The 17,560-nt window shown below is 57.2% G+C and carries 21 protein-coding genes; 9 read left to right on the plus strand and 12 right to left on the minus strand.

The genetic code is table 11. The features are described 5' to 3' along the window. Positions 1-4: 4 nt before the first annotated feature. From ACR0AL_RS19325 to ACR0AL_RS19340, 4 genes are all read right to left on the minus strand, one after another. Positions 5-2,683, minus strand: a complete 2,679-nt coding sequence (locus ACR0AL_RS19325) for a sensor histidine kinase (RefSeq protein WP_170553944.1) — start codon at positions 2,681-2,683, stop codon at positions 5-7. After that, positions 2,683-2,985 carry a hypothetical protein gene (locus ACR0AL_RS19330; RefSeq protein ID WP_170351332.1) on the minus strand — a complete coding sequence of 101 codons (303 nt, stop codon included), beginning with the start codon at positions 2,983-2,985 and terminating at the stop codon, positions 2,683-2,685. Before ACR0AL_RS19330 ends, ACR0AL_RS19325 begins: the two co-directional genes overlap by 1 nt. Next, positions 2,982-3,362 carry a response regulator transcription factor gene (locus tag ACR0AL_RS19335; protein ID WP_480664327.1) on the minus strand — a complete coding sequence of 127 codons (381 nt, stop codon included), beginning with the start codon at positions 3,360-3,362 and terminating at the stop codon, positions 2,982-2,984. Before ACR0AL_RS19335 ends, ACR0AL_RS19330 begins: the two co-directional genes overlap by 4 nt. A gap of 75 nt (positions 3,363-3,437) precedes the next feature. Then, complete coding sequence (locus tag ACR0AL_RS19340) at positions 3,438-4,733, minus strand: helix-turn-helix transcriptional regulator (protein WP_170379193.1); 1,296 nt, start codon at positions 4,731-4,733, stop codon at positions 3,438-3,440. A gap of 206 nt (positions 4,734-4,939) precedes the next feature. Here ACR0AL_RS19340 and ACR0AL_RS19345 point away from each other — a divergent pair, with 206 nt between their 5' ends. The 4 genes from ACR0AL_RS19345 (at position 4,940) to aat (ending at position 8,171) form a co-directional block, all read left to right on the plus strand. Continuing rightward, on the plus strand, positions 4,940-5,476 hold the full coding sequence (locus ACR0AL_RS19345) for a LuxR C-terminal-related transcriptional regulator (protein WP_170351335.1): 537 nt from the start codon (positions 4,940-4,942) through the stop codon (positions 5,474-5,476). Positions 5,477-5,627: 151 nt separating this feature from the next. Beyond that, positions 5,628-6,131: an acetyl-CoA carboxylase biotin carboxyl carrier protein gene (gene accB / locus ACR0AL_RS19350; protein WP_170351336.1), complete on the plus strand. Its 504-nt coding sequence runs from the start codon at positions 5,628-5,630 to the stop codon at positions 6,129-6,131. 9 nt (positions 6,132-6,140) lie between these two features. Continuing rightward, complete coding sequence (accC, locus tag ACR0AL_RS19355; protein ID WP_170351337.1) at positions 6,141-7,490, plus strand: acetyl-CoA carboxylase biotin carboxylase subunit; 1,350 nt, start codon at positions 6,141-6,143, stop codon at positions 7,488-7,490. 48 nt (positions 7,491-7,538) lie between these two features. Next, on the plus strand, positions 7,539-8,171 hold the full coding sequence (gene aat / locus ACR0AL_RS19360) for a leucyl/phenylalanyl-tRNA--protein transferase (RefSeq protein WP_170379189.1): 633 nt from the start codon (positions 7,539-7,541) through the stop codon (positions 8,169-8,171). On the opposite strand, the gene ACR0AL_RS19365 is transcribed toward aat, so the two are convergent. From ACR0AL_RS19365 to ACR0AL_RS19390, 6 genes are all read right to left on the minus strand, one after another. Continuing rightward, the gene (locus ACR0AL_RS19365; protein WP_170379187.1) at positions 8,126-8,494 is read right to left on the minus strand and encodes a DUF2155 domain-containing protein; all 369 of its coding nucleotides are present in this window, start codon (positions 8,492-8,494) and stop codon (positions 8,126-8,128) included. The two genes, aat and ACR0AL_RS19365, sit on opposite strands and share 46 nt — an antisense overlap. Next, complete coding sequence (gene mlaD / locus ACR0AL_RS19370) at positions 8,491-8,943, minus strand: outer membrane lipid asymmetry maintenance protein MlaD (RefSeq protein ID WP_170379185.1); 453 nt, start codon at positions 8,941-8,943, stop codon at positions 8,491-8,493. The genes ACR0AL_RS19365 and mlaD overlap by 4 nt, the downstream gene beginning before the upstream one ends. Positions 8,944-8,955: 12 nt before the next feature. Continuing rightward, positions 8,956-9,339: an NADH:ubiquinone oxidoreductase subunit NDUFA12 gene (locus ACR0AL_RS19375; protein WP_170362565.1), complete on the minus strand. Its 384-nt coding sequence runs from the start codon at positions 9,337-9,339 to the stop codon at positions 8,956-8,958. A 79-nt stretch (positions 9,340-9,418) separates the two neighbouring features. Beyond that, positions 9,419-9,781, minus strand: coding sequence for a RidA family protein (locus ACR0AL_RS19380; protein ID WP_170379183.1), 363 nt, complete (start codon positions 9,779-9,781; stop codon positions 9,419-9,421). A gap of 62 nt (positions 9,782-9,843) precedes the next feature. Continuing rightward, positions 9,844-11,109: an ATP-dependent Clp protease ATP-binding subunit ClpX gene (clpX, locus tag ACR0AL_RS19385; protein ID WP_170351343.1), complete on the minus strand. Its 1,266-nt coding sequence runs from the start codon at positions 11,107-11,109 to the stop codon at positions 9,844-9,846. 134 nt (positions 11,110-11,243) lie between these two features. After that, positions 11,244-11,876: an ATP-dependent Clp protease proteolytic subunit gene (locus ACR0AL_RS19390; protein ID WP_170326811.1), complete on the minus strand. Its 633-nt coding sequence runs from the start codon at positions 11,874-11,876 to the stop codon at positions 11,244-11,246. Between the two features lie 310 nt (positions 11,877-12,186). Between ACR0AL_RS19390 and ACR0AL_RS19395 the strand changes: the two genes are divergently transcribed. Further along, on the plus strand, positions 12,187-12,528 hold the full coding sequence (locus tag ACR0AL_RS19395) for an ArsR/SmtB family transcription factor (protein WP_170351344.1): 342 nt from the start codon (positions 12,187-12,189) through the stop codon (positions 12,526-12,528). A 12-nt stretch (positions 12,529-12,540) separates the two neighbouring features. On the opposite strand, the gene ACR0AL_RS19400 is transcribed toward ACR0AL_RS19395, so the two are convergent. Further along, positions 12,541-13,608 (minus strand): zinc ABC transporter substrate-binding protein, encoded by a 1,068-nt coding sequence (locus ACR0AL_RS19400; protein ID WP_480649095.1) that lies wholly within the window; start codon positions 13,606-13,608, stop codon positions 12,541-12,543. A gap of 95 nt (positions 13,609-13,703) precedes the next feature. Here ACR0AL_RS19400 and ACR0AL_RS19405 point away from each other — a divergent pair, with 95 nt between their 5' ends. The 4 genes from ACR0AL_RS19405 to ACR0AL_RS19420 all read left to right on the plus strand — a co-directional run bounded on the left by ACR0AL_RS19405 (position 13,704) and on the right by ACR0AL_RS19420 (position 15,936). Continuing rightward, positions 13,704-14,183 (plus strand): Fur family transcriptional regulator, encoded by a 480-nt coding sequence (locus ACR0AL_RS19405; protein ID WP_170362560.1) that lies wholly within the window; start codon positions 13,704-13,706, stop codon positions 14,181-14,183. Positions 14,184-14,209: 26 nt separating this feature from the next. Then, positions 14,210-14,929, plus strand: coding sequence for an ATP-binding cassette domain-containing protein (locus ACR0AL_RS19410; RefSeq protein ID WP_254438811.1), 720 nt, complete (start codon positions 14,210-14,212; stop codon positions 14,927-14,929). Continuing rightward, positions 14,929-15,723, plus strand: coding sequence for a metal ABC transporter permease (locus tag ACR0AL_RS19415; protein ID WP_170398827.1), 795 nt, complete (start codon positions 14,929-14,931; stop codon positions 15,721-15,723). Before ACR0AL_RS19410 ends, ACR0AL_RS19415 begins: the two co-directional genes overlap by 1 nt. 75 nt (positions 15,724-15,798) lie before the next feature. After that, entirely contained in the window at positions 15,799-15,936 is a 138-nt protein-coding gene (locus ACR0AL_RS19420; RefSeq protein WP_082643663.1) for an entericidin A/B family lipoprotein, read from the plus strand. 1,110 nt (positions 15,937-17,046) lie between these two features. Here the strand turns inward: ACR0AL_RS19420 and ACR0AL_RS19425 are convergent. Continuing rightward, positions 17,047-17,496, minus strand: coding sequence for a hypothetical protein (locus tag ACR0AL_RS19425; RefSeq protein WP_170351349.1), 450 nt, complete (start codon positions 17,494-17,496; stop codon positions 17,047-17,049). Positions 17,497-17,560 lie beyond the last annotated feature (64 nt).

A 17,560-nucleotide genomic window follows, 5' to 3' on the forward strand; every position in this document is an offset into this window, starting at 1 on the left:
CACATCACTGCGCGGCCTGCCGATAGGCCAGTGGCAACCGAACACGGAAGGCCGCCCCGCCCTGACCGGGCAGATAGGTGATTTCACCCCCCAGGCGCTGCATAATCTCGCGGCAGATCGCCAAACCCAACCCGGCACCCCCGGCCTTGTCGACGCCAACACGGGCGAATTTTTCGAACACCATCGAGCGCGCCTCGGGCGGGATGCCACTGCCGTTATCGGCAAAATCAATCACAACTTGCCCACCAACATCATGCGCCGAGATTGTCAGTTCGGGCTCGTCAGCATCACAATATTTCTGAGCATTGGAAATCAAATTGATGAACACCTGCCCCAGCCGATCCAGATCGGTTAACAGCGGGATACGCTCGGACGCTTTCGCGCGTTTGACGGTCAGTGTTTGCCCGGTTCCGGCCAATGCACTGGACACCGCCCGATCCAGAACCGAGCGAAGCGTATCCCCGCCCACGTTCAGGCTGACCTGTCCGCTTTCCAGCACGCTAAGATCAAGTAGGTCATCCAACAATCGCGTCAGGCGCAAAGCTTCGTCATGAATGATCGCGGCATAGCGCGTCTGTTCTTCGGGGCTCAGCCCGTCGGTGTCACGCATGATCTCGGAAAACGCGCGGATCGAGGTCATGGGTGTGCGCAACTCATGGCTGACCTGGCTAAGGAAACTATCCTTCTGTTCCGAGATTTGCGTGAGCTTGGTGTTTGCCTCGCGCAATTGCCGCGCGGTGCGGGAAAGCTCGGCGGATTTGACCTCCAGTTGGCTGGAATACTCCAGCAACTGCGCGGATTCGTCGGCCACCGCCAACAGGTCTTCGACCGAAACGGATGATCCCCCGACGATCTGGCCAATCATCGCATGCGCTGTGGCCGCACCGACAGAGCCGCTGAGTTCCCGTTCCAGACGTTCCAGAAAGGCGGGCGTGGGTTCCGGCAGGCTAGAGCGACCACCCTGCTGTTCTGCCTCGGCATGAAAGAAGTCTTGCGCCGGGCCCGCCCCCAAAATCCGCTGGGTCATGATCATCAAATCTTCGCTCTGGGCCACCGATCCCGTCCAGCCGCGCGGCGCGACCGAATGGTCGAAAACGTTAACGAATTGCGCTCCTTGCAGGCGTTCCAACGGGCTGGGAACGCTTAGCAACGATGCAACGCAGAACGCCACCGTATTCAGGGACAGTGACCACATTACGGTGTGTACCATCGGGTCCATACCTTCGATCCCAAACAGGGCCTGCGGGCGCAGCCAACCCCACCCGAAGGGCCCGTTTTGAACGACCGTTTCGGGTATCAACGCCCCACTCATCCCCGGCAACAGCAGTGTGTATATCCAAAGCAGGAAACCTACCGTCAGCCCCACCAGCGCGCCGGTCCGCGTAGCACCGCGCCAGAACAGACCGCCGACTAGTGCGGGCAGGATTTGAGAAATCCCGGCAAAGGCCACCAATCCGATTGACGCCAAAGCCGCGCCGCCACCGGACAGGCGGTAGTAAAAGAAACCCAGCGCCATGATGACAGCGATCGACACCCGACGCGCCATCAGAACGACATTCCGAACGTCCCCCGAAACCGAGCCGGACCCTTCCTGCGTGCTCAGCCAGATTGGCATGACCAAATGGTTTGACACCATGGTCGACAACGCCATTGCGGTAACGATAACCATCGATGTGGCCGAAGAGAAGCCGCCGATAAAGGACAACATCGCCAACCAATCATTGCCCTGAGACAAGGGTACAGTCAGGACAAACAGATCGGGATTTGACCCTTCGGGCATCAGGTCCAGACCAACGACCGCGATCGGCACCACAAAAAGGCTCATCAACAGCAGATACAGCGGAAAGGCCCAGGCAGCGGTCCTCAGATGCCCTTCATCCGCGTTTTCAACCACCATCACCTGAAACATACGCGGCAGGCAGATAAAAGCCGCGGCAGAGAGGAAAATAAACGTTGTCCAGCGCCCCGCATCCACATTCCACTGACCGATCTCAGAGGCGTCGATCCGGTCCATCATCGGCCCCACGCCCCCCGCAACGCCCCAGACCACAAAGGCACCAACCGCCAAAAGCGCGAACAGCTTGACCACGGATTCCAATGCGATGGCCGTCACTACTCCGTGGTGCCGTTCATTGGCATCCAGGTTCCGGGTCCCAAACAGGATCGCAAAGATGGCCAACCCTGCAGCAACCCAGAAAACACTGGCACCTTCGCGATATAGGCCCGAGGGGTCAGCCTCGGCAAAGATAGAAAACGACAGGGTAATGGATTGCAGTTGCAACGCGATGTAGGGGGTTCCGCCTAGCACAGCCAGAATGGTCACACAGATCGCCAGCGTATTGGATTTGCCATAGCGTGAAGAAATCAGGTCAGCGATCGAGGTCACTCGCTGACTGCGCCCGACCCGCACCAGTTTGCGCAGTCCCCACCACCAACCGACCATCACCAGCGTTGGCCCCAGGTAAATGGTTACAAACTCTAACCCCGACCGCGCGGCGTTGCCCACGGCGCCATAAAACGTCCAAGCCGTACAATAGATCGACAGCGACAGTGTGTAGATCAGTGGAGAACGCAGCCAAGCCCCCCGCCCGGCCGCCGCCATCCGATCCGCGGCAAACGCGACCCCGAACAGCAGAACAACATAGGCAAGGCAGACCAGAATAAGGACGTTCAGCGTGGCCATCAATCCGTCTCGGGCTCGGAATCGTCCGGAATGGCCATACGCCGGGCAGCAAAGCCAAACACTAGGCTGGCAACAATCAGGCCCGCCCAGCAGGCAAAGATGTAAAAAATCGCTGAGGACAGGGGCACCCCTTCCGGCGCACCCGGCTCATCAGGCCACAGCAACGGAATGGCCAGCAGCGCCGCCCCCAAAAATGGCAACAGGCGCGCGGCGTCTGACAGCCTGCGGCGGCGATAACTCTGTCGCTCAAGAAAAAGCGAAGGCCGAACCCCCGAGGGCGGCCGGTCTTCGCCGGTGCTCATGACTGTGTCGCCTGCGCATGCAGGTCGCGCACTGCCGTCAGCATCTCGGTATTGGAAAACGGCTTGGTCATGAAGCGGCTGACACCGGCGTTTTCAGCCATTTCGCGATCTCGGGACTGGCCGCGGGCTGTCAGCATCAAAACCGGAAGGCCCTGCATATCTTCAAGCTCACGCAAGTCGCGTAGAATCTCCATCCCACTTTTGCCCGGCAACATCACGTCCAGAATGACCAGATCCGGGCTTGCCCCCTGAATGACCTGCAACGCGTCCGTGCCTTCGGCATGGGTTTCCACCTGCCAACCCTCACGCGTCAGTAGAAACCGAATGGCCTCGGCGATGTTGGGCTCATCCTCAATTAACAGAACCTTACGGCTCATTATCTGTCCTCCCCGTGACGGGCTACAAACTGGCAGACCCGTCTCCGACAGCTTACGCGCAGTGTCAGGAAACTGTCAAAAACCTTCGCTCAGAATTGACGGTTCGCGCCGCGACTTGCAGTCGCTGTGCGGGCAGACCCTGCAACTGGGCCCAACCCGGGCCACGGCCTGTTCGTCATGCGCCACGTCTTCGACCGAGCGTACCAGCATCACCGAGCGATAAACTGGCCCCTCGTCGTACCCGGAAACGGATTGCGGCCAGGCATAGGCATAACAGTCGAAGACAGCGGCCGTCCGACCAAGCTGTACAATGCGTTGCCGAATGGGCACCAAGGGCCTGTTCAGGGCCTGAAACAACGGCCACAGGGGGCAGGCTTCGCCAAAACGCGGCATAGCAAAGCCGGGGACGGATTTGTTGAACAGAATGCTGCCGGATGCGTCACACACCACCAGACCCGTCGGGCGGCCCAGATACCCGTCCGGCAGGGCCGCCAACCGACGCAGCACCGTCGCAAGATCCACCGAAAACCGGGACGCCAATTGCAGCGGGTTCAACGCAGATTCTGCCAAAGCCGCTTGCACATCCTCTAGCGGCATGGCCCGGGCATCTGCAGCATAGATGTCAAGAAAGTCTCGTGTCAGGGATTTGGCTGTCGCCGAATCCAGATCGCTCAGATCAATTTCAGCGCCGGGCCCACCCTGTTCGATCTGCGGGAAATGATGCCCGTTGGCGTCGAAAAACGCCTCGACATCCTCCAGCGGAACGCCCCGATGATCCCCGGCGGAATCGCTTTCATCAAGGTAAGCCACAAGCGATTTCGAGCTATCCGCCAAGCGTTCCGCATCCTGATGCAGGTTGCTGTGAAACCGGTCCCGCCATTCTGGTTCGATTTCCTGCGTGTCTGCCAGAATAGCCGCGGTTGAACGAATCGCAGCAGCGGTTGACAAGACCTCGTGCATGGACGCCGCCAGATGGGGATCATGAGTCAACCTGTCAGATAAGGTTTCGACTGTGCGCTCCAACGACACCACACGCCGATGCATCTGGGCCAGTACACCCGCCCATCCAGGGAACCGGCCCGCGAATTCTTCTAACCCGTCCAGTTCAGCCTGTTGACCAACGGCATCAGCCGCCGCCTCGCGTAGCGCGGCAATCAATGTGGCTTCGATCCCCTGTGTCAGCACCGAAGGTTCCACCGCCAGCACCGTCGCTATATTGACCAGCAACTTGCCACCGATCCGGCGGCGGTTGTGTTCGATAAGATTAAGGTAAGATGCCGATATCCCGACCCGCCGCGCCAGCTCAGCCTGGCGCATCCCGGCGATCTGACGCCTTTCCCGAATGCGACTGCCTGTCAGCGTATCGCGCATACCCTTACCCCTATCTTATACGAACTTATTAAGTCATTTCTTGAGGATGTTTTCAAAACTTGTTGTTCTTTTCTATTAGTTATGCGCAAATTTTCAAAACCACTTTACAAATTTAACACACCTGCACGCCGCATCGTTCACCAGCTATGATCAGAATCTGCGTACTGCCCCTTCTCATTTCACCCAATTCCCGGCACGATAGCTGGATGAGCGATCCCGCCTTTGAATATGCGCCAATCGGGTTAGTCGAATTGGAAAACCGGATTATCCGGCGCTGCAACCTGCAGTTCGCCCGCACCTTTGGCGGCGAGGTTGCGGATTATCGGAACATGCCTCTGTTGCATCTGTACCCCTCGGTCGCCGATTGGGAGCGCATAGGCGCACGCAGCCTGCAGGTGATGCGCGACACCGGGTATTACACGGATGAGCGGGTCATGCGGAGGCGCAACAGCGATCTGTTCTGGTGCCGTGCCCGCGGGCGCTCGTTAACACCGGACGATCCGTTCCGACATGGCATCTGGAGCTTTTCCGACATCTCGGAAGAACGTCCCCTGGTCGAACTGACTGTTCGCGAGCGTGAGGTTGCCATCATGTCTTGCCGTGGCCTGTCCGCAAAGGAAATCGGGGTTGAATTGGGCCTTAGTTATCGGACGATCGAAGCCTATCGCGCACGCCTGCTTGAGAAATTTGGGGCACGCAAACTACCCGAATTGGTGGCGAAACTTTCAGGAATGCCACTGTAGCCCCTTTCCCCCCGGGAAAACTTGGGTGAAACCCTTATCTGTCAGGCCGAGACTGCGCTTTTCATGGCCGGGCGCTTGGCTTATAACGCTGCGTAATTAGACCAAAGCCCGCAGGAACAGACGGGCCAAAGGGGAACCGTCGAGGACACTCATGACAGACACCAAACACGAAGCGGATGTGGCATTCATCAAGGCACTGGCTGAATTGCTGCGCGAAAACGATCTGACCGAATTGCAGGTCAAACGCGAATATGGCGAAGAAGACAGCCTGAACGTGCGCGTCAGCCGCATGAACCAGGTCGCCGCTGCTCCGGTTCAGGTCGCCGTTCCTGCCGCAGCCCCGGCTGCGCCCGTTGCTGCCCCTGCCGCCGCGCCTGCAGCAGCCGAAGCCCCCGCCGCACAGGAAGATCCGGCCAGCCACCCCGGCGCCGTAACCTCGCCCATGGTCGGCACCGTGTATATGCAAGCTGAACCGGGCGCACCTGCGTTCATTTCGGTCGGCGCGTCGGTGTCCGAAGGCGACACGCTGCTGATCGTCGAAGCGATGAAAACCATGAACCATATCCACGCGCCCAAAGCAGGCACCATCAAGCGTATTCTGGTTGGTGATGGTGACGCTGTAGAATTCGGCACCCCTCTGGTCATCGTTGAGTAAGGCGGGCCCATGTTCGATAAAATCCTGATTGCCAACCGAGGCGAGATCGCCCTGCGCGTCATCCGCGCAGCGCGCGAGATGGGGATTAAGACGGTCGCCGTGCATTCAACCGCTGACAGCGACGCGATGCATGTGCGCATGGCGGACGAATCGGTATGTATCGGCCCTCCGCCCAGCCCGCAGAGCTATCTTTCGATGCCCGCGATCATCTCGGCCTGTGAAATCACCGGCGCACAGGCGATCCACCCCGGTTACGGCTTCCTGTCCGAGAATGCCGAGTTCGTGCAGATCGTCGAAGATCACGGCATCACCTTTATTGGCCCCACCGCGGAACATATCCGCATCATGGGCGACAAGATCACCGCCAAAGACACGATGAAACAACTGGGTGTGCCCTGCGTTCCCGGTTCGGATGGTGGTGTGCCTGACCTGGCAACCGCTAAAAAGATCGGCGAAGATTTCGGCTATCCCGTTATCATCAAAGCCACCGCAGGTGGCGGTGGGCGCGGCATGAAGGTCGCGATGAACGCCGATGAGATGGAAAGCGCATTCATGACCGCACGTGCCGAGGGCAAAGCCGCCTTTGGCAATGACGAGGTCTATATTGAGAAATACCTGACCACGCCGCGCCACATCGAAATTCAGGTGTTTGGCGATGGCAAAGGCAAAGCGGTTCATCTGGGCGAACGCGACTGTTCGCTGCAGCGTCGCCACCAGAAGGTGTTTGAAGAGGCCCCTGGCCCCTGCATCACGCCAGAGGAACGCGCCAAGATCGGCAAGGTCTGTGCCGACGCCGTGGCCAAAATCAACTATATCGGCGCGGGTACCATCGAGTTCCTGTACGAAAACGGTGAGTTCTATTTCATCGAGATGAACACCCGTCTTCAGGTTGAACACCCGGTAACCGAAGGGATCTTTGGCGTCGACCTGGTGCGGGAACAGATTCTCGTGGCTGCCGGTGAAGACATGTCGTTCGGTCAGGACGATCTAGAAATCAATGGCCACGCCATCGAAGTTCGGATCAATGCTGAAAAACTGCCCAACTTCTCACCCTGCCCGGGCAAGATCACGGCCTATCATGCGCCCGGCGGATTGGGCGTGCGGATGGATTCAGCGCTTTATGATGGTTACTCAATCCCGCCCTATTACGACTCACTGATTGCCAAACTGATCGTACAGGGCCGCGACCGGGCCGAGGCGCTGGCGCGTCTGGAACGCGCATTGGGCGAACTGATCGTGGACGGCATTGATACCACTGTGCCGCTATTTCACGACCTCCTGCAGGAACCCGATATTCACAGCGGCACCTACAACATCCACTGGTTGGAACGCTGGCTTGCTGAGAATATGCCTGACTAACCTACTGGGGGCGAAGGGCTGCAATCCTTCGCCCTTCGAGCATTCCGCATGAGCCTTTCCCCGGAACTCTTACTACACGGCTATTCCATCGGAATTTTTCCGATGGCTGAAAACCGCGACGCACCAGAATTGTTCTGGGTTGATCCCAAGTTCCGCGGAGTCTTTCCCTTGGATGGATTTCACGTCTCGCGCAGTCTGGCACGCCGCATCCGAAATTGCGGGTTCTCTGTCACCATAGATCAGGAATTTACCGGGGTGGTCGACGGCTGCGCAGATCGCGCCGACACCTGGATCAATGCCGAACTTCGCGAGCTTTACATACAAGTTCATCAGTCAGGCTATGCGCATTCTCTGGAAGTTTGGGAAAAGGATCAATTGGTTGGCGGTGTTTACGGCGTTACATTGGGGGCTGCATTCTTTGGGGAAAGCATGTTCTCACGCCGAACAGATGCGTCAAAAATCGCACTGGCCTATCTGGTGGACCGACTGCGCCAAACCGGGTTTCGGCTGTTTGATACGCAGTTTCTGACAACTCATCTGGCGTCCTTGGGTGCAATCGAAATTCCGCGCTCGCAATACCGTCAGGAATTGGACGAGGCATTGAACGCCAACGCAGATTTTACCACGCCTTTGGTTCAGTCGCCCGAGGGTGTAATACAGCGGATCACCCAGACGTCATAGCGTGCATGATCCAGCGCGTTCAGGGCTGGAGACGTTGCAATCATCCAGCCGTCAAACAATTGATCCGACTTACCTTTTTCCCAGATCGTCAAATAGGCAAACGCATCACCTGTCGGGTTATCGACAGGATAGCGGCAATCCCCCAATGCAACATCCAGACCGAATACCTCTCCGGTCTGACCGTTTTGCATTTCGACATCGACGGTTTGGCCGCTGACTTTGTCCAGGCCCCGCAGGATTGCTCCGGGGGCGGATTGAACCTTTTCCTGAGCTGATGCGCCAGAGGCGAGCAGCAGCGCAGCGATTAGGGCGAAACGCCTCATTCGCTGCTATCCCCGGCCACGAATTTGACCAGTAGTGAGATCAGGCTCACCGCGCCTTGGGTATCTTCGACCTGATCGCCCGGCTCGAAATAGAAAGGCGAACCACCGGGCATCACCTCAACGAAATTGCCGCCCAGCAGCCCTTCGGAAGAGATCACGATGGCACTGTCATCAGGCACCAGAATACCGTCCCGGATCGTGAATGTCGTGTCCGCACGATAGGTGTCTGCGTTTAGGGTAACACCGGTTACCGTGCCAATCTTGACCCCGGCCAGACGTACATCCGTGCCGACACCGACACCTTCCAGCGACCGGAAGGAGGCCCCCAGTTGATACCCTTCACCGCCTTGCGACAGACCGGTGGATTGGCTTGCATAGACGCCAAAGGCAACGGCACAGGCCAAAACGGCCCCGCCGACAAGAACTTCGGTCACATTGTAAGTAGACATTGCTCGCCTCGTTTATTCCGGGCTCCAGGCCTCGTAATCTTTGCGCTCGATCGGATCTTGCCGACGCAGAGATCCCGCGGGTGCATAAGCCAGTGCGGTACCCGTCAGGTTTTCTTGATGGGGCTTTTCCCAGGATTTGTGCTGTAACGGTTTGTCGGTTGGCGGCTCGTCCCAGGTACGGTGCAGCCAACCGTGCCAATCCGGATCGATCCGGCTTGCCTCGGCTTCGCCGTTGAAAATCACCCAGCGCTTACTGTCATCGGCGTTTTGGTAGAACACGTTGCCTTCGTTGTCCTCACCGACCTTGACGCCCTTGCGCGCGGTATAAATCTGCGTGTTCAGAGTGGCCCCGTTCCACCAGGTTACGGCCCGCAATAGCGTGTTCAGGATTCCCATCGGCTGCCTCCGGCATTTCTGTCCCCGCAGATATGGACCAAAGGCACGCCAAGGTCCAGTGTCACAAAGGCTGCACTCACTATTCCGGCAAATAAGCCGTTACTTCAATTTCGATCCGGAATTTCGGATCAATCAAACCGCATTCGATCATGGATGTGGCCGGAGGGTTTTCTCCGAAATACTCTCGCAAAATCGGCCAGCAGGGTTCAAATTCGGCACGGTCCGGCAGCATGTATGTTACGCGAACAACATCAGCAAAGCTGGCCCCAGCCTCGCTCAGAGCTTTTTCGATCGTCACCAGTGCTGCACGACATTGTTGGATCACATCATCGCCCTGCCCGACCGTCCCAGCCACATGAACCCAGCCACCGGCTACCACCGCACGGCAGTAGCCTATTTTGGCTTCGAATTCTCCGCCCGAGGAGATACGTTTGATCGTCATGATGCCTCCAAAAGAAAACGGCGCGGTCCATGCCGCGCCGTGTTTGCTAATTCGTTTTGAACTTAACCGGCCGAGGCCGATTCCGCCGCGTCCGCATAGATAATCAGCGGCTGCTTGTCGGACGACACAGCCTCTTCGTTGACCACAACCTCGGTCACGTTTTTCATGCCGGGCAGTTCGAACATCGTATCCAGCAGGATGTCTTCGAGGATCGAGCGCAACCCGCGCGCGCCGGTCTTACGTTCGATGGCCTTCTTGGCAATCGCCTTCAGCGCGTCGTCGGTAAACGCTAACTCAGCATCTTCCAGTTCGAACAGGCGCTGATATTGTTTGACCAGAGCGTTCTTGGGCTTGGTCAGAATGGTAACCAGCGCGTCCTCATCCAGATCTTCCAGCGTTGCCAAAACCGGCAGACGACCGACAAATTCCGGGATCAGACCGAATTTCAGCAGATCTTCGGGCTCCAGATCTTTGAAAATTTCGCCCACACCGCGTTCATCATTGTCACGTACGTCAGCACCAAAGCCCATGGCCGAGCCCTTGCCACGTTGCGCGATGATCTTGTCCAGACCCGCAAACGCACCACCGCAAATGAACAGGATATTCGTCGTGTCCACCTGCAGGAATTCCTGCTGCGGATGCTTACGACCACCTTGCGGCGGAACACTGGCCACGGTGCCTTCCATCAGTTTCAGCAGCGCCTGCTGAACGCCTTCGCCCGACACATCGCGCGTGATCGACGGGTTTTCGGACTTGCGTGTAATCTTGTCGACTTCATCGATATATACGATGCCGCGCTGCGCGCGTTCGACATTGTATTCGCTGGCTTGCAGCAGTTTGAGAATGATATTCTCGACATCCTCACCCACGTAACCGGCTTCGGTCAGCGTGGTGGCATCTGCCATGGTGAACGGTACGTCCAGAATTCGAGCCAATGTCTGCGCCAGCAAGGTTTTACCGCAACCGGTTGGGCCGATCAGAAGGATGTTGGATTTCGCCAACTCAATATCGCCACCCGCCTTTTGGGCGTGGTTCAAACGCTTGTAGTGGTTGTGAACCGCAACCGACAGAACCCGTTTGGCCGTCGCCTGACCGATCACATAGTCGTCCAAAACCTCGCAGATATCTTTCGGTGTCGGAACCCCGTCCGAGGACTTCAGACCGCTGGCCTTGGTTTCCTCGCGGATGATGTCCATGCACAGTTCGACGCATTCATCGCAGATAAACACGGTCGGTCCGGCAATCAGCTTGCGCACCTCATGCTGGCTCTTGCCGCAGAAGCTACAGTAGAGCGTGTTCTTGCCGTCACCGCCTGAATTCGTCGCCATGTTCTACCTTTCGGGCTTCGTCCCTGCGGCCCATCCTGAACCGCGCTTGCCACCTGTTGGTGCAGCTTAGGCCAGCACCGAGACGGCTACAATCTCAAAATGCGCCCCCGCACCACCGGCCCGGGGGCTTAAACTCAGGCCTCGTCGCCGTCCAATTTGGCGCGGTTTTCAACGATTTCGTCGATGTGACCCCAATCTTTCGCCTCTTCCGGGCTCATGAAATTGTCACGATCAAGTGCTTTTTCAACTGCCTTTTTGGTCTGGCCCGTATGACGCACGTATATGTCATAAAGGCGATCCTTCAGTTTCTGTGTCTCGGCTGCGTGAATCATGATGTCGCTGGCCTGACCCTGATACCCGCCGCTGGGCTGGTGGACCATGATGCGGCTGTTGGGCAGCGAAAACCGCATGCCTTTTTCGCCACCAGCCAGCAAAACCGACCCCATCGAGGCCGCCTGACCGATTACCAATGTCGAACATTTCGGCTTGATATACTGCATTGTGTCGTAAATCGACAAACCCGAGGTCACCACTCCACCTGGCGAGTTGATGTAGATCGAGATCTCTTTGCTGGGGTTTTCCGCCTCAAGATGCAGCAGCTGCGCCACGACAAGATGGCTCATCCCGTCATGGATCGGGCCGTTGATGAAAATGATCCGCTCTTTCAAAAGGCGCGAGAAAATATCGTAGGCCCGTTCGCCCCGGCTGGTCTGTTCGACCACCATTGGGACGAGCGTATTCATATAGGTATCAACTGGATCGAACATTCTGAACCTGCCTGCTTTGCTATGGATCGGGACATTACCCGAAGAAACGTTACCCGAGTCTTAGTGTCGCCATCGGGGGGCTGCAAGGGGGACCGGATACTTCACCCCCTATCGCCGTGTTTTAAGGCCCAATCCCGCTGTCGCCAAAGTTATCGCGGTGATGTCCATCAAATCTCATCGCTGTCACATCACATCATTTTGATCCGTGCATATGGAAATACATGATCATAATATGTAACCAAACATAACGCGTATCGGATCCGCTCAAAACAACACCCACCCCGCTTACGCGTAGAAAAGGAAACAAACGATGGCCCTTCCCCAGCTTTCGCAAAATATGCCTCCCGAGTCGTTCGACAAGATGGTCAACAACGCGACGCGCGCGTCGAATTTTCTGAAAGCCATCAGCCATGAGGGTCGCCTGATGATCCTGTGCCACCTGGTGTCTGGCGAAAAATCCGTGACCGAATTGGAAGAATTGTTATCGGCGCGTCAGGCTGCCGTGTCCCAGCAATTGTCGCGCCTGCGCCTTGAGGGGCTGGTGACGCCCCGCCGCGAGGGCAAGGCGATCTATTATCGTCTGGCGGATGACCGCCCGCGCCGCATGCTGGAACTTGTCTACGACATGTTCTGTGGCGAGGAAAAAGGCTGAACTTTCAGCTTTTTACGATCCGTTGGCACAGGCCTGATAACCGTCGACCAATGCGCGCAGCAAATCCGTATATTGATCTGCGCCAGGGTTAAGGGCCACGCCGATCGGATCCAGATGATAGATTGCGGCGCCCGTTCCCTCAATCGCAGTTTTCACCAAACGAGTGTCGTATTGCGGTTCCGCAAAGGCGCAGACGATCTGATCTTCGGTAACTTTTTCCTGCAGGGCGGCCAGACGCGCGGGTCCCGGCGCCGAGGCGTCGCCCAAGCTGACGGATCCAGAGGTTTCCAAGCCAAAGCGCTTTTCGAAATACTGATAGGCATCATGGAATGTGATGAAGCTGCGTGCCTGCATGCCGCTTAAATCAGCAGCTATTTCATCCTGCAAGCCAGCCAGTTCGGCATCGGCGGCCTGTGCATTGTCTCGATACTGTTGCGCGTTTTCCGGATCAGCGGTCGCCAGAGATTCCGCGATTACCTGAATCCAAACCCGCGCATTTTCAGGGTCCAACCAGGCATGCGGATCAATTCCGTCATGGTCATGGTCATGACCGTGATCGTCGTGGCCTGCGTGCCCTTCTTCGTGGTCGTCGTGGCCTTCATGTTTGTCTTCGGCATGATCGTCATGACCATCATGATCGTCGTGGTCGTCATGATCAGAATGGTCGTCATGCTTGGCGTGGTCATCGTGATCATCGTGATCATCATGATGATCCTCTTCATGACCCTCTTCGGTAACATCGCGAAAATCGTACAGAACTGTTCCATCTGTATCCAGCAAAGTCACAAGCTGCGCATCCTCGGACAATGCACTCAGTGGCTTGGCCATCCAGGGAGTCAGCTCTTCGCCGACCCAGAACACCACATCCGCCGATTGCAATGCACGTGCCTGAGAAGGCCGCATCGCGTTACTGTGCGGCGAAGCACCCGGCGGGATGATCAGATCTGGCGATCCTACCCCATCCATGACGCGTGCCACCAAGGAATGAACCGGAGCAATATCAGTGGCGACCTTTGGGGCTTCGGCTGCAGCTTGACCTGCCAATCCGGCACCAATTACATAAAGGGAAAAACGGATCATGCGCACTCCAAGATGATATGTTATCACATTCTTTGGGCGCTTGATAAGCCTGGTGTTATAACATATCAAGCAGAAAATACCCGGAGCGCATCACCATGAGTACAGTTGGCTTCAGACAACACGACCACACGCATTGCGTTCATACAGCTCTGGCTCAGGCCGACGCAAAGTGCAAAGCGCAGCGCCTGCAATTCACACCGGTCAGGCGCCGCGTACTTGAGATTCTGCTGGAAAAACATCGGGCAATGGGTGCCTACGACATCCTCAGCGTCCTGTCCGCCGAGGGGATGGGTTCGCAACCGCCCGTGGCTTATCGCGCACTGGATTTTCTGGTGCAGAACGGGTTTGTCCACCGGATCGAACAACTGAACGCCTATACCGCCTGCGCCCACCCGACCCATGACCATATTCCGGCCTTCCTGATCTGCCGATCCTGCAAAGCTGTAGCCGAAACTGAAACCGAGCTGACGCAGGGCCGTTTGGGCGCTGCGGCCAGCACCTCGGGGTTTCGGATCGAGCGGGTTGTGGTCGAAGCCGAAGGTCTGTGCCCCGAATGCATTGGGGATCAACCGTGACAAAAACGCTGATCTCTCTGAAGGACATGTCCATTCGCGTGGATGGCCGAACCATTCTTGAACATGTGAACGCCTCGGTTTCCGAAGGCGAGATTGTCACGATTGTCGGACCAAACGGATCGGGCAAATCGACCCTTCTGCGCGCGATGATTGGTGCGGTCTCTCCTGCCCAAGGCACCGTGCAACGCGCGCCAGGCCTGCGTATCGGTTATGTACCCCAGAAACTGGCGCTTGATGCGGCCCTGCCGATGACAGTCCAGCGGTTTCTAGGTCTTCCCAAGCGCATCTCGGCCCGCGACGCCGTCAATGCATTAGACATTGCCGGGGTCCCCGACCTTCGCAGCAGGCAGATGACGAAACTGTCCGGTGGCCAGTTTCAACGCGTTCTTCTGGCGCGTGCTTTGCTGGAAAATCCGCAACTGCTGCTATTGGACGAGGCGACACAAGGACTTGATCAACCCGGTGCGGCTGCGTTCTACCAACGGATTGAGCAGGTTCGCCGCGATTTGGGCTGCGCGGTCGTGATGGTCAGCCACGACCTGCATGTGGTCATGGCGGCCTCGGACCGAGTGCTGTGTTTGAACGGACATATATGCTGTGAAGGTTCGCCCAACACTGTCGCTGACGCACCTGAATACCGGGCATTGTTCGGCAGCGGCACCAAGGGAACCATGGCTTTGTATCAACATAAGCACAGCCATTCCCACCATCACGATCACCATCACGCACAGGACAATACCAACTGATGCTGGACGATTTTATGGTACGCGCCGCCCTTGCAGGGGTTGGCGTTGCAATTGCGGCGGCCCCTCTGGGTTGTTTCGTGGTTTGGCGTCGCATGGCTTATCTGGGCGAGGCGACCGCGCATGCCTCGGTTTTGGGGGTTGCGCTGGCGCTTGCGTTTTCGCTGCCCTTCCTGCCTGCTATTGTCGCTGCCGCTTTGGCCATGGGTCTGACCGTGACGCTGCTGCGTGGTAAGGGTTTTGCCATGGACACGTTGCTGGGCGTCATCGCCCATACTGCACTGGCAGCCGGATTGGTCACCGTAGCCTTGTTGGCGGATGTCCGACTGGATCTGAACGCCTTTTTGTTCGGCGACATCCTAGCCGTTACCAAAACCGATTTGACGACAATCTGGGTTGGCGGCACATTGATCCTTGCCCTAATGATCTGGAGGTGGTCGGCCTTGTTGGTGGCCACGCTCAACCCGGACCTGGCCTACGCCTCAGATATCGACCCAAAGCGCGAAGAAATGTGGTTGACCGTTGCCATGGCTCTGGTCGTGGCCGTTGCAATCAAGGTGGTTGGCGTTCTTTTGATCGCAGCCTTGCTGGTAATCCCTGCGGCGGGTGCGCGGTCTTTGGTCAGAACACCCGAAGCCATGGCGTTCTACGCCGCGATCATAGGCTCTGTGGCCGCATTGGGCGGGCTGTGGGGCGCGTATCTGGCCGACACGCCAGCCGGGCCCAGCATCGTTTGTGCGGCGGCTTTGATCTTTGTTGCAACCGCGCTGTTTGGTCCGTTGATCCGCAAGGAATAATACGGGACCCAAAGCTCTGGTTCCGTTCGGGAAAAACTGCTACGCAACACATAACTGACACAAATGGAGACACCGATGACCCGTGCAATTCTGATTGGCCTGGCCCTGTTCACCCTCACCGCTTGTGAAACCGCAAAGGGCGCTGGCAAAGACATCGAGAAAGCAGGCGACGCGATTCAAGGCGCGGCCACGGACGTGCAGGAAAACCTGTAAACCACTCCATTTATTGCTGGCTCGAGGCAGGAACCGCAACATATAGTTGATACCGGCCACGATCCGCAGTAAACTGCGGATCACAGGTGCATAGACGCGGTATTGCATTTCTGACAACACGACGGGGTTCTTGTGTACACACAAGAACCCCGTTCCCTTTTTTAAAGGGGATAGAGTGGCAGTCTGTTTCAAGCCAATGTCCGGCAAAAGGAAAAGGCGTCAGGTGCGCAGACGCGGTCCATGCATGCATCCTTGCGGATACTCCTGACGCCTTGCCGGGTCGACACGTCCGAGGAACGTCCCGAGCCAGTTGCCCCGGCCCCCTAAAGGGCCAAAGCCGCTGCGTCGTACCTGCTGGCATCACACAGCACGCGCCGACCTTCTGAGAGGGTAATCGCCTGATCCAAAGTCGAAACCTAGATCAGCCATTTGCCCACCGGTAAATCATTGCAACGAAAAACAAATCCTAAAATCCGCTCTCATCGCTCTGACCCCCTGGCCTTTGCGCCCCGCTTAGGTTCCGAAGAACCGTTGCAGTAATCAGACTGTTACATTCGGACCTGTCTCGAACAAGAAAATAGCACTGCAGCATGAAAATTAGACGGGGATAAGATGTTGATATGTGCCGGGAAGCTTATGTGGATAACTCTGGAAACTTCGAAGTGCCACTGGCTTGGCGGTGGAAAAATAAAATCATCCGACAATAACGCAATTTTGCAGTCTTTCTGCGAGTGCAAAGGCCATTAATCGGTCAAATTAGTAACAACCGTGAGATTCACCGATCCCCAGAGGCAAGTTTCCAAGAATCGATCCCACTTTTCGCAGCGGACATAATGTGAGTTTTGGGTCGAGCGCCATTGCCCACTTTCTGCAATACCGCGCTGAAGGATCGCGAAACCCGGCTGGCCTGTACCGAGGAACGCCGCTTTTGGGCATAGACCAATCCGAGCCCTGTCGCAGGTGGCACCATCACCGCCCGACCCGCCCCCTCACCGAGGGGATCATAGTTCCGCTTTTTGAGAAGCGCTCCGACCCGATCAGGATTACCTATTACGTGCTGCAACAAACCGCAGCCAGTACCCCCTACAGACCGATCGGGCCGGAAACGCTTCAGTTCACCTGACGTTCCAGAACGGTGCTGTAAGTCGTTCCGTTACGCAGGCTACGGAAATCCGCATAGATCTTTCCATCTTCGTACCGGGCGTCGATCAACGCGTTTGCGCCGATGATCATGGGCGAGGTTTCGATGATCCCGATACTTCCCGAACCGTCCAGGCTGATGGTGCCAGTGGCCTCATTTTCGTTCCACTCGGCGTCGCCTTCGCGACGCCATTTGCTGGGACCCCAGAACACGTTGTCTTCCTGAATCTGGACATCCAGCATCCATTCAGCCTGATTAAACCTGGGCTCATCGCCGCGTTGATAATGGCTTGGTGAAACGGTTGTGTACGAGCCCAACCAGGTACCGCGCAGATCCGGCGCGGTATCAGCCAGCGCGGCCGTACCAAGGGTGAGGGTCGTGGCCAGAGCGGCTGCTCCGGCAGTCATGTATCTGGTCATTGGCTCTCTCCTTCTGTCGGGCCGATGCTGGCCTGCTCAACAGATTGGAAGGGCGCGATCCAGT

It is taken from the genome of Ruegeria sp. BB1 (genome assembly GCF_056539465.1).

Bases quoted from the DNA above. Each gene is read 5' to 3' on its own strand.
- ACR0AL_RS19325 (WP_170553944.1), bottom strand. From the start codon at position 2,683: ATGGCCACGCTGAACGTCCTTATTCTGGTCTGCCTTGCCTATGTTGTT.
- ACR0AL_RS19330 (WP_170351332.1), bottom strand. From the start codon at position 2,985: ATGAGCACCGGCGAAGACCGGCCGCCCTCGGGGGTTCGGCCTTCGCTT.
- ACR0AL_RS19335 (WP_480664327.1), bottom strand. From the start codon at position 3,362: ATGAGCCGTAAGGTTCTGTTAATTGAGGATGAGCCCAACATCGCCGAG.
- ACR0AL_RS19340 (WP_170379193.1), bottom strand. From the start codon at position 4,733: ATGCGCGATACGCTGACAGGCAGTCGCATTCGGGAAAGGCGTCAGATC.
- ACR0AL_RS19345 (WP_170351335.1), top strand. From the start codon at position 4,940: ATGAGCGATCCCGCCTTTGAATATGCGCCAATCGGGTTAGTCGAATTG.
- accB (WP_170351336.1), top strand. From the start codon at position 5,628: ATGACAGACACCAAACACGAAGCGGATGTGGCATTCATCAAGGCACTG.
- accC (WP_170351337.1), top strand. From the start codon at position 6,141: ATGTTCGATAAAATCCTGATTGCCAACCGAGGCGAGATCGCCCTGCGC.
- aat (WP_170379189.1), top strand. From the start codon at position 7,539: ATGAGCCTTTCCCCGGAACTCTTACTACACGGCTATTCCATCGGAATT.
- ACR0AL_RS19365 (WP_170379187.1), bottom strand. From the start codon at position 8,494: ATGAGGCGTTTCGCCCTAATCGCTGCGCTGCTGCTCGCCTCTGGCGCA.
- mlaD (WP_170379185.1), bottom strand. From the start codon at position 8,943: ATGTCTACTTACAATGTGACCGAAGTTCTTGTCGGCGGGGCCGTTTTG.
- ACR0AL_RS19375 (WP_170362565.1), bottom strand. From the start codon at position 9,339: ATGGGAATCCTGAACACGCTATTGCGGGCCGTAACCTGGTGGAACGGG.
- ACR0AL_RS19380 (WP_170379183.1), bottom strand. From the start codon at position 9,781: ATGACGATCAAACGTATCTCCTCGGGCGGAGAATTCGAAGCCAAAATA.
- clpX (WP_170351343.1), bottom strand. From the start codon at position 11,109: ATGGCGACGAATTCAGGCGGTGACGGCAAGAACACGCTCTACTGTAGC.
- ACR0AL_RS19390 (WP_170326811.1), bottom strand. From the start codon at position 11,876: ATGTTCGATCCAGTTGATACCTATATGAATACGCTCGTCCCAATGGTG.
- ACR0AL_RS19395 (WP_170351344.1), top strand. From the start codon at position 12,187: ATGGCCCTTCCCCAGCTTTCGCAAAATATGCCTCCCGAGTCGTTCGAC.
- ACR0AL_RS19400 (WP_480649095.1), bottom strand. From the start codon at position 13,608: ATGATCCGTTTTTCCCTTTATGTAATTGGTGCCGGATTGGCAGGTCAA.
- ACR0AL_RS19405 (WP_170362560.1), top strand. From the start codon at position 13,704: ATGAGTACAGTTGGCTTCAGACAACACGACCACACGCATTGCGTTCAT.
- ACR0AL_RS19410 (WP_254438811.1), top strand. From the start codon at position 14,210: ATGTCCATTCGCGTGGATGGCCGAACCATTCTTGAACATGTGAACGCC.
- ACR0AL_RS19415 (WP_170398827.1), top strand. From the start codon at position 14,929: ATGCTGGACGATTTTATGGTACGCGCCGCCCTTGCAGGGGTTGGCGTT.
- ACR0AL_RS19420 (WP_082643663.1), top strand. From the start codon at position 15,799: ATGACCCGTGCAATTCTGATTGGCCTGGCCCTGTTCACCCTCACCGCT.
- ACR0AL_RS19425 (WP_170351349.1), bottom strand. From the start codon at position 17,496: ATGACCAGATACATGACTGCCGGAGCAGCCGCTCTGGCCACGACCCTC.